The sequence below is a fragment of the Halobacillus sp. B23F22_5 genome (genome assembly GCF_043497085.1).
Lineage (GTDB): Bacteria > Bacillota > Bacilli > Bacillales > Halobacillaceae > Thalassobacillus.
Genome location: NZ_JBIEKI010000001.1, coordinates 22,564 through 37,271, shown reverse-complemented (window position 1 = coordinate 37,271; position 14,708 = coordinate 22,564). Strand labels below are relative to the sequence as shown.

The following is a 14,708-nucleotide window of genomic DNA, read 5'->3' as shown; positions in this document are numbered from 1 at the left end:
GCAACATGTCCAACAATAAGAAAAAAAATCTTACTCCTGCTCAACAAGAATATCAGAAATTCCAAGCACAGCGTGAAGTGAAAAGGCCTGTAGTGAAGAACTGTATCAAGGCTTTTTTTGTCGGGGGATTGATTTGTTTGATTGGACAGTTTATCCAGACTTTTTTTATCTATAATTTTAATTTCACGGAGCAGACAGCGGGAAACCCTACGGTAGCTGTAATGGTATTCATCGCTATGCTGCTGACAGGTTTTGGGGTGTATGATCGTTTAGCCCAATTCGGTGGTGCTGGTACAGCCGTTCCTGTCACTGGGTTTGGAAACGCTGTCATATCAGCAGCCATTGAGCACCGAAGTGAAGGGTTCATTCTAGGCGTAGGTGGTAACATGTTCAAATTAGCAGGATCAGTTATTATGTCGGGGGTATTCGCTGCTTTTATCATCGCCTTGATTAAAACACTGCTGATCCAGTGGGGGGCTTTGTAATGCGTACCTGGGAGTTTGAAAAACGTCCGGTGATCGTAGCGACCGGTACTGTTGGCGGGCCCTTTGAAGCAAATGGAAATCTGGCAGATGACTTTGATCTATTGCATGGCGACCTGTGGTTGAATGAGGATAGTTATGAAAAAGCACATAAAGTTCTGTTTGAACAAGCGTCGCTGCGTGCAACAGAAAAAGCTGGAATCACAAAGGAACAGGTAGAATTCTTCATTGGCGGCGATCTTATCAATCAGATAACTCCGACTAGTTTTACTGCTGAAACAATCGGTGCCGCATATCTTGGCTTGTTTGGCGCTTGTTCTACCTCTATGGAAGGACTTGCTCTCAGTGCTTTCATCATCAATCATGGAGGAGCCAATTGTATTCTGACTGGATCAGCCAGTCATAATGCTGCTGTTGAAAAGCAGTTCCGCTATCCAACAGAGTATGGCGCTCAAAAGCCGCCAACCTCACAATGGACGGTGACAGGTGCTGGGGTGTCGGTTTTGAAGCCGGATGGAGAAGGACCAGTGGTGACATCGGCAACAATCGGTAAAGTAGTTGATATGGGTTTAACTGATCCTATGAATATGGGGGGAGCAATGGCGCCGGCAGCTGTAGATACCATTGAAACGCATTTACGGGATCGAAACATTGATGCCTCTTATTATGATTTGATTGTAACCGGGGATCTTGGCCACATAGGAAGAGAGACAGCGATGGATTTATTAAAAAAGCATGGCACAGAAATTCCGGAGGAAAAATTCCAGGATTGTGGGCTTATGATTTACCGGGAAGACCAGCCTGTCTTAGCAGGTGCCAGCGGCGCCGGATGTTCTGCTGTGGTTGTATACGGGCATTTATTGAACCGGATGAAAAAAGGAGAATTGAAACGCATGCTCGTAGTGGCAACTGGAGCATTATTATCCCCGCTCACATTTCAACAGAATGAGACGATTCCTTGTATTGCCCATGCTGTTTCGATTGAATATGGGGGTGGGGAACAATGATTTTTTTCTGGGCTTTTATGGTCGGCGGATTTATTTGTGTGATTGGGCAGATTATGTTCGATGTTTTTAAATTGACTCCCGCTCATACTTTAAGTGCTTTGGTTGTTGCCGGGGCTATTTTAGATGGTTTTGGTTTGTATGAACCTTTGATTGATTTTGCAGGAGCTGGTGCGACAATACCGATCACAAGTTTCGGCAACGCCCTCGTACACGGTGCGATGGAAGAAGCAGAAAAACATGGACTTGTAGGGGTAGTGACCGGAATGTTTGAAGTAACCAGTGCCGGTATTTCGGCAGCCATCATTTTCGGTACACTTGCAGCAATCCTATTCAAGCCAAAAGGATAAGGAGCAACGATTATGACAGTTGGTGCAGATCTTAAGCAATGCCTTGCCACAATTAAAAGTATCGAAGCTGGTTTATCCGCTCTTGCGATTAATACAAACGCCGCAGATGAACAAAAGCTTTTTCATGAACAGATGCTGGCAATGGAAGAAATCAAACACGATTTGATGCAGCGTATAGGAGAAGTGGAGCGAGAAGAAGAGCAATATAAGGGGTTTTAGTTCAAGGAGTGATGCAGAATGCCAGGTTGGCTGGAAGTGGTATTTAGGGGTGTGTTATTTTTATTTGTGCTTTTTTTGACGACAAAGCTGTTAGGGAAAAAGCAGTTATCCGAGCTTTCATTCTTTGAATATGTTTCAGGAATCACCATCGGTAGTATCGCTGCTGAGGTCATGATGGGATTAGAGAATAATATCTGGCATGGCATCATTGGTGTAGCTATTTTTGCTGTGCTCCCTTTTTTCGTAGAAGTGCTGTCGCTTCATAGTAAAACGGTACGGGATGTGGTCGAAGGGAAAGGGACAGTAATGATCAAGGACGGGAAAATTCTTGAGGATAACTTAAAAAAAGAGAAGTATACCACCGACGAACTGCTGCAGTTGTTACGGGGGAAAGATGTGTTCCAGGTAGATGAAGTAGAATATGCCATCTTAGAAGCAGATGGCAAATTAAGTGTGATGTTGAAAAAAGATAACCGTCCGGTTACAAGGAAGGACCTTGATTTACCCAGCGTTAATGAAAAAGAACCTCATACGATCATCATGGATGGGGAGATTTTTGATGAAAAACTGGCTTCTGCCGGAAAGAACCGGGCGTGGTTGAAAACGGAATTAGCGAAACAGAACGTTACTATTGAGAATGTATTTCTCGGACAAGTCAATTCCTATGGCCAGCTTACAATCGATTTGTATGACGATAAAATTGAAGTGCCAAAACCACAGGATAAGCTGCTGATGCTCGCTAATATGAAAAAATGCCAGGCGGACCTGGAGCTGTTTGCATTAGCGACCGACTCAGAAGCTGCCAAGCGACTATACACAGCCAATGCCAGGAAGCTGCAGGAGTCGATGGATATCCTATCCCCTCATTTAAAAGGATAAAGAATGCGTCATAAACATCAGCTGTTAGGAAAAGCTAAGCAAAACAAAAGTGAAGGAGCTGTTTTCATTGCCAGCCGTAAAGCTAACCGCCAGTGAAATTGGTATGTTGTGGACGCAATATGTCCAAAACACAATGACCATTCAATTCTTGCGCTATTTTAATGAAACTGTCGAGGATGACGAGATTAAATCTGTCGTCCAATATGCAGAAGGATTTTCTTCTACAGTGATTGAAGATATGAAGCGTATTTTTCAAGAAGACGAGCTTCTGGTTCCTGACGGTTTTAATGAAAAGGATGTCAATATGGAAGCGCCTAAACTGTTTTCGGATGCATTCATCCTGATGTTTCTCGGAAATATGGGAAAATCCGGTGTCCTGGCATATGGCGCTTCCTTAAGTACCTCGTCACGTGAAGATATACGCCAATTGTTTTCCAGGTGTGTTGCTGAAACAACAGAGCTGTTCAACCGGGCTGTAGCTGTTGGATTAGAAAAGGGGATCTACGTGCGGCCTCCTCAAATTGATGTGCAAAAAGAAATCGAGTATGTAGAAGGGAAAAAATATTTGAGTCCATTCCAGAAACGTTCGCTCAACACCATTGAAATCAGTCATTTATTTGAAAATGTTAAAACCAATATGCTTGGGGAAGCGATATGTAGTGCCTTTGCCCAGACGACGACCACGAAAGAAATTGTAGCTTATATGAAAAAAGGCGAGGATATTTCCACCAAACATATCCAGACTTTTTCTCACATACTGGATTCATCGGAAATCCATCCGCCGATGGGATCGAACAGCTTAGTCACCAATTCTACTACCCAGACATTTTCTGATCGCCTGATCGTGTTTTTGATGAGCGTACTTAGTACGACAGGTCAGGGTAATTACTCCGCAGCATCTACGGCAAGCATGCGCTATGATTTAGTCCTTAACTATCAACGGCTATCGGTGGAAGTGGCTTTATATGCAAAAGACGGTTTAGATTTAATGATTAAACATGGATGGTTAGAAGAACCTCCCCAAGCCCCTGATCGAAATGAACTAGTCATGCATTCTTCCAGCTGACGGTGTCTGCTATGAGACATTCGCCGCTGGAAGTCTTGCTATGGAGTATCGCCTTTCCGGGATTTGGGCAATTGCTGAACCGTCAGCTTGTAAAAGGAATTTTTTTTATTGTGTTAGAGGTCATCGTCAATTTGTATAGTAAGTTCAACACAGCTATTATCTACAGTTACCTTGGTGAAATTGATAAAGCGATCGAAGTCACGAATTTTCAATGGTTGATGTTTTATCCTTGTCTTTATATGTTCACCATCTGGGATGCCTATAAAGACGCCTATGCCGCCGAACCACCGAAGCTTTCTTTCTTGCCTTTCGTTTTTTCTGCCTATTTTGTAACGGTAGGGCTGGTCTACTCATCAAAGTTGAAGCTGTTCGGGATTTTATTCGGACCTGTCTGGCTTCCCATGCTGTTTGTTATTCCAGGTCTCATCATAGGGTTATTATTACGAGCGATAATGCTTCGTGTCATGGCACCCAACAATGGCTAGCTGGTAAGCTATCCATCAATTGCTAGTCCTCCATCATCTGGTTCCTTGTATAATAGGGAGAGGAGGTGGAGGTCATGATTTGGATTGCACTATTATTGCCGCTGCTTGTGGCTGGCGGCTATATGGCATACAAAAACACACAAGAAGTAAAAATTAATAAGGTGGAAGTGAAATCAGATAACACAGCCGCTCCTCTTCATATTTTGCATTTATCCGATCTTCATTTAGAAAATATCTCCATCAGCCCCGCTCAGCTCTATGAAAAACTGAAACATGAACCCTATGATATGATCGCGTTGACCGGTGATTTTCTTGACCGGAAATGGACCATTCCAAAACTTATCCCTTATTTGGAAGTCCTTAACGACTTGAATCCAAAGTACGGCATATACGCAGTGTTCGGCAATCATGATTACGTGCTCCGTCCACATAATTTCAAACGATTGAAGCAGACCTTGGAATCACACCATTGTAAGGTATTGCAGAACGCCAACGAAGCAATTCTTATTAATGGACGTAGAATTAATATCATTGGAATCGATAATTACAGTACGGGTCATAGTGACTTAAAATCTTCCTATGAAGGCATTGATAGTGGATATAACCTTGTCTTGACGCATGATCCGAATGTGGTACTGGAAATGGATGACTACCATTTTGATTATTTATTATCCGGTCATTTCCACGGCGGTCAGATTTTGTACCCGAAAGCCTATCATCTGGTGAAAATGGGTAAACTGCCACGAATGAATATGATTAAAGGACTTCATAAACATAAGGGAAGATCCTTTTATATCAGTGAAGGTCTGGGACAGACCGGGCTCAACATCCGCGTAGGAAGCCGTCCCGAAGTCACCATGCACCAAATAGCAGAATAATCGATTTTAAAAGAGCTAAGGACTGGGAGAAGCCAGTTCCTTAGCTCTTATCTTTAATTTGTGTCAATTTTGTTAAGATACCTGTTTTGCAACTGTTCTTTTGAGATGAAAATGTAGTTAGGCTGGTGGTTTTTCAGGTATCCTAAAGAAGGAGGACGCATACACAAGGTACTAATGGCTATGAATGATAAAAATTTCATGAAACGGTAATAAGGGTTAGTGATGGCGGCTGTTTCAAACCCAAGCCGATGACATCCTTTGTGGATAGCCGTAATCCCCATGACACCGGTGATCTTGCTGTTCTGCTGGTGCTTGCGTATATAGTCGGCAAGATCCGGTAAAGATTCTCGTACGGATTTATAAATGTGCATGGCTTTATGGATTTCATTATCCATTTTCCGCATCTCGTTGATGAGACGGATATTGTGCAAATGAATTTTCAATACTTTATCATGTTTTTGAATCCGGGTTCCATCTTTAAGGATCACCATTTCTCCTTTATAATCTGCGATGCGGACACGGAAAACATTTTTGATGGTTGTATTGTTCGGTTTGATGTACGTCAGCCGGGCTATCCGGTAGTATATCGGATCAAAAAGTGTCCAGATATCTACAATGTATTGTCTCACTGGTAAACACCTCCTTATAATGTTACAAAGCTTAGTGTTTGGTGTTTCCAGTGGTTTTATAGGTGGGAAATTGCGGTGTTTTTACAATCCTGGCGTTCGTACAATATGTCGCTTACGCTTTTATTTTTGTTCATAAACCGTTAACAAATGTATTTTATAATTGTTTTTATCATGATATTTCAATAAAAAGGAAGAATGTTATGCCATCAGCATGGGTAGTAGGACCGCTCATTATAAAAAGTTCATGGATCATCACGATTGTCAGTATAATAGCAGGGGGCTTGTTTTACCGCTATTATTCCCGCTTTGCTAAAGAAAAGCAGAAGCAGATGGAAGATAGCCTGTTTTCACTGCTGCTGACATTTGTGTTTACGTATTTTTTTGGGAAGATTGTTTTTCATTTTTCGCTGTTCATACAGGACCCGCCGGCAATATTGGCCTATCCCAGTGGTAAAAATGAGTTTTACTTAGCGGCAGTACTCACCTTTGTCCATGCCATGTCTTTATTACGAAAAAGAAAGATGGATGGTCGGGAACTGTTATTTAGCGGATTAATGGTATTTCTTCCTGCACTCTTGTTAAAAACATTCCTCGATACCATGCTGCTGCAAAATGGGATGGTTCTTCCTGTTATCCTGGAACTTTTGGTATTAAGTGTGTTTGTGCTGTTGTTCGCGTTTCATATCTTTAAAACCAGCCATGTCATTTATATTTGGATGGCGTGGATCTTCAGTAAATGGCTGCTTGCTTTTATTGCGCCATTTCCCACGTTATTTGGAGTGATGGTGGATAGCTGGTTCTTATTGGCTCTCATTGCAGCCGCGATAGTAATCGAAATATTGACTAGACGGAAGGTGGTCATCACATGACTTCTGATGTAACAATCTGGCTCGCTTTCGGTGCAGGAGCGATATCATTCTTATCGCCATGTACCTTGCCCTTGCTTCCTGCTTATCTTTCCTACATAACAGGAATGAGCGTGAAAGAAATCCAGGATAAGAAAGATGCTAAAGTCCGGACCAACATTTTATTACACTCGATATTTTTCCTTATTGGAGTATCATCGATTTTTATTGCGTTAGGTATTGGCGCTTCCTTTCTGGGAAGTTACATTCAAGGACTGTTGTCCGGACAATCCGGTCTATTGATCCAGCGAATTGCAGGTGTATTCATCATATTGATGGGCTTGTTCGTTGGCGGCTGGGTCAGTTTCAAATGGCTGATGAAAGATAAACGCCTGCGAAGTACCCAAAAACCGGCAGGACTCCTTGGTACGGCTTTCGTCGGAATGGGATTTGCCGCAGGCTGGACACCTTGTATCGGCCCAATCTTTGCTTCTATTCTTGTGCTCGCAGCTACAGATCCAACACAAGGGCTTATTTACACGATCATGTATGTACTTGGATTCGCTCTTCCGTTCTTATTGTTCTCGTTCTTCCTGGGATCTGCCCGCTGGGTTGTCCGGTACAGTGAAAAAATAATGAAAGTCGGCGGCGGTGTCATGATCATCATGGGTGTGCTGTTATACACCGGGCAGATGGCACGGTTGTCGAATATGTTACTGCGTTTAGTACAGGATACATGGTTAGGAAACCTTGGTTAATTCTTATAAAAGGAGGCGGTTGTGAGGCATGAAAAAAGGAATTCTGATCGGAATCGTTATAGCTATGCTGGGCTGGGCGGTATATGATATGCTAGGTGACAAAGAAACTGCTGATAACGGAGAAAAAGAACCACAGATGAGAGTAGCAGGGGACGGCCCTGAAGAAGACACAGCTGCGGAAAACGAAACTGCTTCAGGTGGAGGGGAAGTTGGCCTTGAAAAAGGGCAGAAGGCTCCTGATTTTGAACTGAAGACCATGGAAGGTGAAACCGTAAAGCTTTCCGATTACCGTGGGAAAAAGGTAATGCTCAACTTCTGGGCAACCTGGTGTCCGCCATGCCGTGCTGAAATGCCAGATATGCAAAAATTTTATGAAAACGAAGACATCGAGATACTTGCCATTAACTTGACTCAAACAGAAAGCTCTCGTGACGATGTCGGAAAGTTTGTGGATGAATTTGGATTGACTTTCCCGGTTTTAATGGATGAAAATATTGCGGTTGCCAATCAATATCAAATAAAACCGATTCCGACCTCCTACTTTATCGACTCGAAGGGCTATATTCAGTATGTTGCTTTAGGAGCAATGAATTATGATCTGATGCTCCAGCAATACGAGCAAATGGATTAACTCTGATCATTAACGAATGGTGATTATATGATAAAACAAAAAATTTTAGTGGTAGAAGACGACCCGATGATCATGGACCTGGTAGCAATTTATTTAGAGAAAGCGGGTTATGACGTAGTGAAAGCAGAGGATGGGGAAAAAGCGAAAGACATGTACTATTCCCATGACCCCTGTCTGATCATTTTAGACTTGATGCTTCCCAAGGTAAGCGGGGAAGCATTTTGTCGTTGGGTGAAAAGTCAAGCACCACGAGAGGTTTCCATCATTATGTTATCGGCAAAAGCACGTACCGAAGATAAAATTGCCGGACTTAAAATGGGTGCTGACGATTATATAACGAAACCGTTCAGCCCTGAAGAACTGGTCGCCCATGTTGAAGCGGTATTACGCCGAACCGGACAGCACTGCCAGAAAATCACTTATAAGGGATTGAGTATTAAGCCGCGTAAAGGGGAAGTCACCTTGAATGGGGATCCACTCCATTTAACGAACTATGAATTTAATCTTCTCTATGTATTCATGGAGAATCCGAACATCGTACTTTCCCGGGAACACTTGCTTAACCACATCAATCCTTATGGGGAAAATGATATTTTTGAACGGACCATCGATGTCCATGTGAAAAAGCTTAGGAGAAAAGTTGAGGAAAACCCTGCGAAACCTGAGCGGATTATCACAGTAAGAGGAATGGGGTATAAATTTGTGGCAGAAAATTAAAGCCTGGCGAGAAAAAATGGCCACACAATTACTCTGGAGACTGACGATCACTAATATTATTATTATTTCGCTATTTATTCTCTTAAGTGGTGTTGCTGTCTACCAGAGCGCTTGCTTTCTGGTGGACAGAATTACGGATGTCGGAACGGCTCGCCAGCTAAGCTTCAACTCGACATTGTTTCAGTATTTATGGATATTCAGCTTCATTGCTATTGTCGCTGGCAGCCTGATTCATTACTTTATGATGAAGCGGATGATGCAGCCGATCACTGAATTGACCCGGTCCATGAAAAGCCTGAAAGATGGTACCTATCCGGCTGTACTCGAGACAAACAGTAAGGATGAAATCGGTCAGCTTGTCGAGCATTATAATGAACTGATTATTTTATTGCGGGAAAATGAACAAAATCGTAACAAAATGCTGACCGATATGGCACACGAACTACGTACCCCGCTCTCCAACATTAATGGCTATCTCGAAGGCCTGAGTAAAGGGGTAATTGAAGGATCGCCAGAACTTTATCAGTCCCTCCATCTTGAGGCGAAACGCATCACCAACATGATGCAGCAGCTTCATCAAGTGAAGGAATGGGACAGCCTTGGCGAGCAGTCTTATCCAAAGCGTGAAATGGTAGACATAAAGGAATTAGCGGCTAACTGTGTGAATTTATTTGAATGGGAACTTTCCAATCAACAAATTGATGTGGTGTGTCAATTGGATGAAAGCCGGTTGTTCATTCATCGGGAGGGCATTCAGCAAGTATTAACCAACCTGTTACAAAATGCTATCCAATACTATCAGGGCAAGGGAGCTATTCACATCACCGGAGAGCGTTTGGAAACAGAATATAAGCTGTCTGTTTCAGGTCCAGGCTCCTTTATATCCGAAGAAAATCAGGCAGCGATTTTTGAACGTTTCTATCGTATCGAGGTTTCGAGAAGCCGGGAAACAGGGGGGAGCGGGCTTGGTCTGGCCATCAGTAAAGAAATCATCGAGCAGCATAACGGGACGCTGCAGTTGACGACGGATGGCTACTATCACACCTTTTATTTCACACTTCCACTTCCAAAGCGAATGTAAGGAGAAAATGTCAACTTTTGACATTCTGTGAAATAAGCTTTACCCTGCCGTTGTAATTATATATAATGAGAACAAACGTTCGAAATGACGGGAGGGTGTAGGATGGATAAGCATAATAAAGATCGTGGAACCATCAAATGGACGTCATTGATGCTGCCAGAGCATGTACAGTTGGTGAAAGAACTATGGAAAGAGGATGAACGAGTAGAAAAAGGGATTATTGATGAACAAAAAGCAGTGGAAATCGACTTTCTCCTGCAGCGCGCATTGAATGATAACCTGACAGTCGAACTGACCTATCATAATGGTTTTGATCATGAGCGGCGCCGAGGTAAAATCAATTCCATTTGTTCCGTCCGAAAAGAGCTTCATGGGACAGAAGAAGCGACTAAACACACGTTCACGGTAGACTTGAACGACATTGTCGATATTGCCATTCGTTAAAAGCAGAAAAGGAAAATAATTGAAATATTATCCTGCTTATATTAAGCTTGGTGGTAATAGCTTAATAAAGGGGATTGACATGGGTAGACTATTCAGTTTTAAAGGCTTAATGACCATCTTACTTATACTATTGGCAGGTGCGCTTGGCTTTTTCGGAGTAATGATATTTACCGATATCAATGGGAATGACGATACGGAGAAAGCCGCTACAGAAACCAGTGAAGCAGAAGAAAAGTCTCAGTCAGAATCAGGCAAGGAAGCGGAAGCAAGCGAAACATCAAGCAAAACAACATTTGAAGACGCCGGGGATTTAATCTCCATAGCCCATAGCTTCTATAATGATACGACGGGATATGGTGAACTGGATGACGGAGTAGACTGGAAGGCACAAAGCGAACAAGCAAGCCGCTTTTTATCTTATATCAAAAGCAAAACCTTCGAGGATCCTCCGACTTTACAGGCGGATATGGAAGCGGTATCCAGTTATTTAGAAAAAATAGCGAATGGGTCACAAGATGAGAACAATATCATACAGGCACATCGTTACTTTCATGATCTCGATATAGCCATCAATGATTATACCAACTATAAAGAGGTCTGGGATGTGACAGAGACACCAGTCAATGGCTGATTAGAAAAACTTGGCTTGTCGCCAAGTACTTATGGCGAAAGCCTTAGTATTTTCTTATACTTTAATCCTTTAACAAAGTTAAACTTTCTTAAAGTAAAATAAAGACTCTTACCTTTTCGAAGGTAAGAGTCTTTTGGATATCTGCATGCGCTTGGACAATACGTTTAATAGGCTGGTCACTTTCTGAGTTCAGCCAAATTATCTGTCGTTACAGCACCACCTTCCCGGGCTTTCGTTAAGATGCTATCGCGATGCTCCCAGAATTCCGGACGATAGTTGAATGTGATGTCCTTCCCATTTTTCAATTGAAAGAGCATATCTTTCAAGAAAATCGTGCCTTCGCTTTTATCATAGATCTGATTGATTCTTTCGATGTCTTCCCATTGATAATGTTGGGGGGAAATAGAAAATAGAGGGTTGTAAGTGATCCCCTGGTCCTGGAAGTAATAATAATTGTTGATCGATAAAACAAAGAAAAGCTCAGCAACAGGAATACCTATAGCAAGTACCCACACAGGAGGTTTTTTACGCTTTGATCGCAAAATCAAAAACAATATCAAAAGTAATCCGATCCAGACAAAGCTTGCTCCAAGCATAATATAGGCGGAAATAGGAGCCATGAAAATCCAATGACTTCTCGAAAAGTGGAAAATATCCTGCAGGATGGTCATTAAAGTGACTGGGGCAAGAATGCTGAGCATGAATGCTATAATGATAATTCCAATGGTCAGATAAGTCCATTGCGATTCTTGGTCATAACCATACATAAGCTAATCTCCTATATAAAATTTATATAAAATAGTTTAACTCATTATATAGTCAAAAAATGGTTTTAACAACCTTATTTTCCCATATGAAAAGGCAGGTGCCAGCCTATGTGGAAAGCGTATGCTTTCGTCATGCTCGCCATTATTTTATTTTCAGGAAATTTCATTGCCGGCAAAGTCGCAACGGCGGAAATCGCCCCATTTACGTTAGCCTGGTTACGTACGCTGATAGCCTTGCTGGTGCTGTTGATCTTTGCAAGGCAGGAGTTCAAATATGCACGTTCATTAATGTTGAAAAATTGGAAAGCGTTATATGGAATGGCACTGACCGGCGTTGTGCTTTTTCCTGCCTTGGTTTATACCTCATTGAACTATACAACCACTATTAATGCATCAATCGTTGAAGCGCTTACCCCATCGGTTGCCATGGTGCTCAGCTTTTTGTTTCTCAGGGAAAGGTTCACAGGCTTACAGGTAACTGGGGTGGTCATTTCATTTTCAGGGGTGCTCTATATCATCACGCAAGGATCTCTGGGGGTTCTCGTTGAGCTAGGGTTCAATATAGGGGATTTAATCATGCTGATGGCAGTAATAAGCTGGGCGTTTTATTCACTATTAGTCAATAAACATGGATCCAAGTTTCCCATGTATGGCAGTTTGTTATTTATGCTCGCGATGGGAAATGGAACGTTGCTTGTGTTATCCGCGATACTGGAATGGATCCCAGGCGGCTTTGACATCGACTGGTCAGCAAAAGTGGTTTGGAGTGTACTTTATACAGGGGTGTTTCCTGCTGTGATCGCCTTGCTGGCATGGAACCAGGCAGTCGCCATGATCGGCCCTTCCAAAGCATCTGTATTCTTGAATTTGATACCGGTTGTTACAGCGATTATGGCCTTTGTTTTCTTAGGAGAAGCAATGACGTCAGCGCAGTTTCTGGGAGGGGCTCTCGTGTTAGGCGGCGTCTACATGACCACACGAAAAAGAAGACAAAAAAAGGAAGAGAAAGCTACTCCTTAGCTCCCTCTCCATGGTTTTCATTCCATGCAACCCTTCCTGCCAACAAAAAAATGACGCTTGAGGCTAAGAAGATGAAGCTGATGATTTTTTCATTGATGACAAACAACATGACGGCACCTGTGAGAGCATTAATAATTCCTACCGTAACAAACATCCAGGAAATCATATTTTTTTGGCCCATGTGAAGTCACCCCAATCGATTGGTTCTTTTAAGTATAACGCTACTATCATCAAAGCGCATGAGCCGATACACGTGTTTAAGACAGGACTTTGGGTGGAAGATAATTTACAGGAAAACACATCCTGATTAAGAGGAGGATTATCTTGCAAACCCATATATACATTGATGGTCAATATATTGAATCTACTGGAGATGAATGGCTCGATATCATCAATCCAGCAACAGAAGAGGTGATCTCACAGACACCCCGCGGCACGAAGGAAGATATCGATCGTGCTGTCAAAGCGGCGTTCAATGCTCAGAAAGACTGGGAGCTGAAGCCAAATATTGAACGTGGAAAAATCGTACGTGAAATCGGTGACCGAATCGAAGCGAAACGCGACCGGTTCATTGAACTGCTGCAGGAAGAGCAAGGGAAAGATTATGAACTGGCGAGCGGAGAAATCGATCTTGCGATTGATTACTTCCGTTACATGTCGGAATGGGCGCGCCGAATTGAAGGGGAAATCGTACCAAGTGATCGCCCGAATGAGCATATTCACATTTATAAAAAACCGATCGGTGTCATCGGCGGTATTGTCCCGTGGAACTTCCCGATGTTCATTTTGGCTCGTAAAGTAGCAACCGCATTAGTCACCGGCTGTACAATCGTATTGAAGCCGAGCCAGCAGACACCAAATACTGCGATGGAATTTACAAAAATCATTGATGAGATGAGCGAAATTCCAAAAGGCGTGTACAACCTTGTAACCGGCACAGGCTCTGAAATTGGTAACGCCCTTGCTTCCCATGAAAAAGTCCATATGGTGACGATGACCGGAAGCATTCCGGCAGGTACAAAGGTAATGGAGGCAGCTGCTCAAAACATTACGAAAGTAAACCTGGAGTTAGGTGGGAAGGCCCCAGCCATTGTCACAGAAAATGCTGACCTTGATCTTGCCGCCGAAAATATTAAAGCTTCCCGTATTGCAAATAATGGACAAGCCTGCACTAACGCGGAGCGGGTATATGTTCACGAAAGTGTAGCAGAGGAATTTTTAGAAATACTGAAAGAAAAAATCGAAGACGTGACCATTGGCGATCCGCTGAAGAATAAAGAAGCCGATGTCGGTCCATTAGTAAGTGAAGACCGCAGGGAGACCGTCGAAGAGATGGTTACGAACGCTGTCGATGCCGGAGCTGAAGTAGTAACTGGCGGCGAGCGGCCGCAGGAGTTTGAGAAAGGCTTCTTCTATAAGCCGACCATCCTGAAAAATGTGAAGCAGGATATGGAAATCATCCAGGACGAGATTTTTGGTCCTGTGATTCCGGTGACTACCTTCTCCACGTTGGATGAAGCGATTGAAAAGGGTAACGACACGGTTTATGGATTATCTTCGTCCGTGTATACGGAGAATTACCATGAAGCGATGCGTGTCGTGAACGAATTGAAGTTCGGTGAGACGTTCATCAACCGGGAAAACTTCGAAGCAGTCCAGGGCTACCATGCCGGAATGAGACAATCCGGACTTGGCGGCGCTGATGGTAAGCATGGCGTAGAAGACTTCCTCGTCACCCAAACCGTCTACATGCAGTACAAAGACGATAAACAATAAAGAATCAATATATGGCAACTACAAAAAGCCCAGCAGTATCGATAAC

At 42.9% G+C, this 14,708-nt stretch carries 20 protein-coding genes; 17 read left to right on the top strand and 3 right to left on the bottom strand.

Annotated elements, in window-relative coordinates; translation table 11 throughout:
- Positions 1-5: 5 nt before the first annotated feature.
- The 8 genes from spoVAC to ACGTN9_RS00175 all read left to right on the top strand — a co-directional run bounded on the left by spoVAC (position 6) and on the right by ACGTN9_RS00175 (position 5,363).
- A complete protein-coding gene (gene spoVAC / locus ACGTN9_RS00210; protein WP_499589374.1) occupies positions 6-485 on the top strand; it encodes a stage V sporulation protein AC in 480 nt (159 codons plus the stop codon).
- Positions 485-1,489, top strand: a complete 1,005-nt coding sequence (spoVAD, locus tag ACGTN9_RS00205) for a stage V sporulation protein AD (RefSeq protein ID WP_499589372.1) — start codon at positions 485-487, stop codon at positions 1,487-1,489. The genes spoVAC and spoVAD overlap by 1 nt, the downstream gene beginning before the upstream one ends.
- On the top strand, positions 1,486-1,836 hold the full coding sequence (gene spoVAE / locus ACGTN9_RS00200; protein ID WP_499589370.1) for a stage V sporulation protein AE: 351 nt from the start codon (positions 1,486-1,488) through the stop codon (positions 1,834-1,836). The genes spoVAD and spoVAE overlap by 4 nt, the downstream gene beginning before the upstream one ends.
- Before the next feature lie 12 nt (positions 1,837-1,848).
- Positions 1,849-2,055, top strand: a complete 207-nt coding sequence (locus ACGTN9_RS00195; RefSeq protein ID WP_499589368.1) for a DUF1657 domain-containing protein — start codon at positions 1,849-1,851, stop codon at positions 2,053-2,055.
- A gap of 18 nt (positions 2,056-2,073) precedes the next feature.
- Entirely contained in the window at positions 2,074-2,934 is an 861-nt protein-coding gene (locus ACGTN9_RS00190; protein WP_499589366.1) for a DUF421 domain-containing protein, read from the top strand.
- Positions 2,935-3,001: 67 nt separating this feature from the next.
- Positions 3,002-4,000: a DUF3231 family protein gene (locus ACGTN9_RS00185; protein WP_499589364.1), complete on the top strand. Its 999-nt coding sequence runs from the start codon at positions 3,002-3,004 to the stop codon at positions 3,998-4,000.
- An 11-nt stretch (positions 4,001-4,011) separates the two neighbouring features.
- On the top strand, positions 4,012-4,485 hold the full coding sequence (locus ACGTN9_RS00180; RefSeq protein WP_499590469.1) for a hypothetical protein: 474 nt from the start codon (positions 4,012-4,014) through the stop codon (positions 4,483-4,485).
- 74 nt (positions 4,486-4,559) lie between these two features.
- Positions 4,560-5,363: a metallophosphoesterase gene (locus ACGTN9_RS00175; RefSeq protein WP_499589362.1), complete on the top strand. Its 804-nt coding sequence runs from the start codon at positions 4,560-4,562 to the stop codon at positions 5,361-5,363.
- Positions 5,364-5,416: 53 nt separating this feature from the next.
- Here the strand turns inward: ACGTN9_RS00175 and ACGTN9_RS00170 are convergent, their stop codons facing one another.
- A complete protein-coding gene (locus ACGTN9_RS00170; protein ID WP_499589360.1) occupies positions 5,417-5,992 on the bottom strand; it encodes a YkoP family protein in 576 nt (191 codons plus the stop codon).
- A gap of 200 nt (positions 5,993-6,192) precedes the next feature.
- Here ACGTN9_RS00170 and ACGTN9_RS00165 point away from each other — a divergent pair, with 200 nt between their 5' ends.
- The 7 genes from ACGTN9_RS00165 (at position 6,193) to ACGTN9_RS00135 (ending at position 11,099) form a co-directional block, all read left to right on the top strand.
- Complete coding sequence (locus ACGTN9_RS00165; RefSeq protein WP_499589359.1) at positions 6,193-6,861, top strand: hypothetical protein; 669 nt, start codon at positions 6,193-6,195, stop codon at positions 6,859-6,861.
- Positions 6,858-7,595 carry a cytochrome c biogenesis CcdA family protein gene (locus tag ACGTN9_RS00160; RefSeq protein WP_499589357.1) on the top strand — a complete coding sequence of 246 codons (738 nt, stop codon included), beginning with the start codon at positions 6,858-6,860 and terminating at the stop codon, positions 7,593-7,595. Before ACGTN9_RS00165 ends, ACGTN9_RS00160 begins: the two co-directional genes overlap by 4 nt.
- 28 nt (positions 7,596-7,623) lie before the next feature.
- Positions 7,624-8,226, top strand: coding sequence for a peroxiredoxin family protein (locus ACGTN9_RS00155; protein WP_499589355.1), 603 nt, complete (start codon positions 7,624-7,626; stop codon positions 8,224-8,226).
- A 30-nt stretch (positions 8,227-8,256) separates the two neighbouring features.
- Positions 8,257-8,943, top strand: coding sequence for a response regulator transcription factor (locus ACGTN9_RS00150; RefSeq protein WP_499590467.1), 687 nt, complete (start codon positions 8,257-8,259; stop codon positions 8,941-8,943).
- On the top strand, positions 8,927-10,024 hold the full coding sequence (locus ACGTN9_RS00145; protein ID WP_499589353.1) for a sensor histidine kinase: 1,098 nt from the start codon (positions 8,927-8,929) through the stop codon (positions 10,022-10,024). The genes ACGTN9_RS00150 and ACGTN9_RS00145 overlap by 17 nt, the downstream gene beginning before the upstream one ends.
- A gap of 102 nt (positions 10,025-10,126) precedes the next feature.
- Positions 10,127-10,468 (top strand): YolD-like family protein, encoded by a 342-nt coding sequence (locus ACGTN9_RS00140; RefSeq protein ID WP_499589351.1) that lies wholly within the window; start codon positions 10,127-10,129, stop codon positions 10,466-10,468.
- Between the two features lie 79 nt (positions 10,469-10,547).
- Positions 10,548-11,099 carry a hypothetical protein gene (locus ACGTN9_RS00135; RefSeq protein WP_499589349.1) on the top strand — a complete coding sequence of 184 codons (552 nt, stop codon included), beginning with the start codon at positions 10,548-10,550 and terminating at the stop codon, positions 11,097-11,099.
- A gap of 176 nt (positions 11,100-11,275) precedes the next feature.
- Here ACGTN9_RS00135 and ACGTN9_RS00130 read toward each other — a convergent pair whose 3' ends face one another.
- Entirely contained in the window at positions 11,276-11,866 is a 591-nt protein-coding gene (locus ACGTN9_RS00130) for a hypothetical protein (RefSeq protein WP_499589347.1), read from the bottom strand.
- 108 nt (positions 11,867-11,974) lie between these two features.
- Between ACGTN9_RS00130 and ACGTN9_RS00125 the strand changes: the two genes are divergently transcribed.
- The gene (locus tag ACGTN9_RS00125) at positions 11,975-12,886 is read left to right on the top strand and encodes a DMT family transporter (RefSeq protein ID WP_499589345.1); all 912 of its coding nucleotides are present in this window, start codon (positions 11,975-11,977) and stop codon (positions 12,884-12,886) included.
- On the opposite strand, the gene ACGTN9_RS00120 is transcribed toward ACGTN9_RS00125, so the two are convergent.
- Positions 12,876-13,067, bottom strand: coding sequence for a hypothetical protein (locus tag ACGTN9_RS00120; protein WP_499589343.1), 192 nt, complete (start codon positions 13,065-13,067; stop codon positions 12,876-12,878). The two genes, ACGTN9_RS00125 and ACGTN9_RS00120, sit on opposite strands and share 11 nt — an antisense overlap.
- Before the next feature lie 143 nt (positions 13,068-13,210).
- On the opposite strand from ACGTN9_RS00120, the gene aldA reads away from it, so the two are divergent.
- On the top strand, positions 13,211-14,662 hold the full coding sequence (aldA, locus tag ACGTN9_RS00115; protein ID WP_499589341.1) for an aldehyde dehydrogenase: 1,452 nt from the start codon (positions 13,211-13,213) through the stop codon (positions 14,660-14,662).
- Positions 14,663-14,708: the final 46 nt, after the last annotated feature.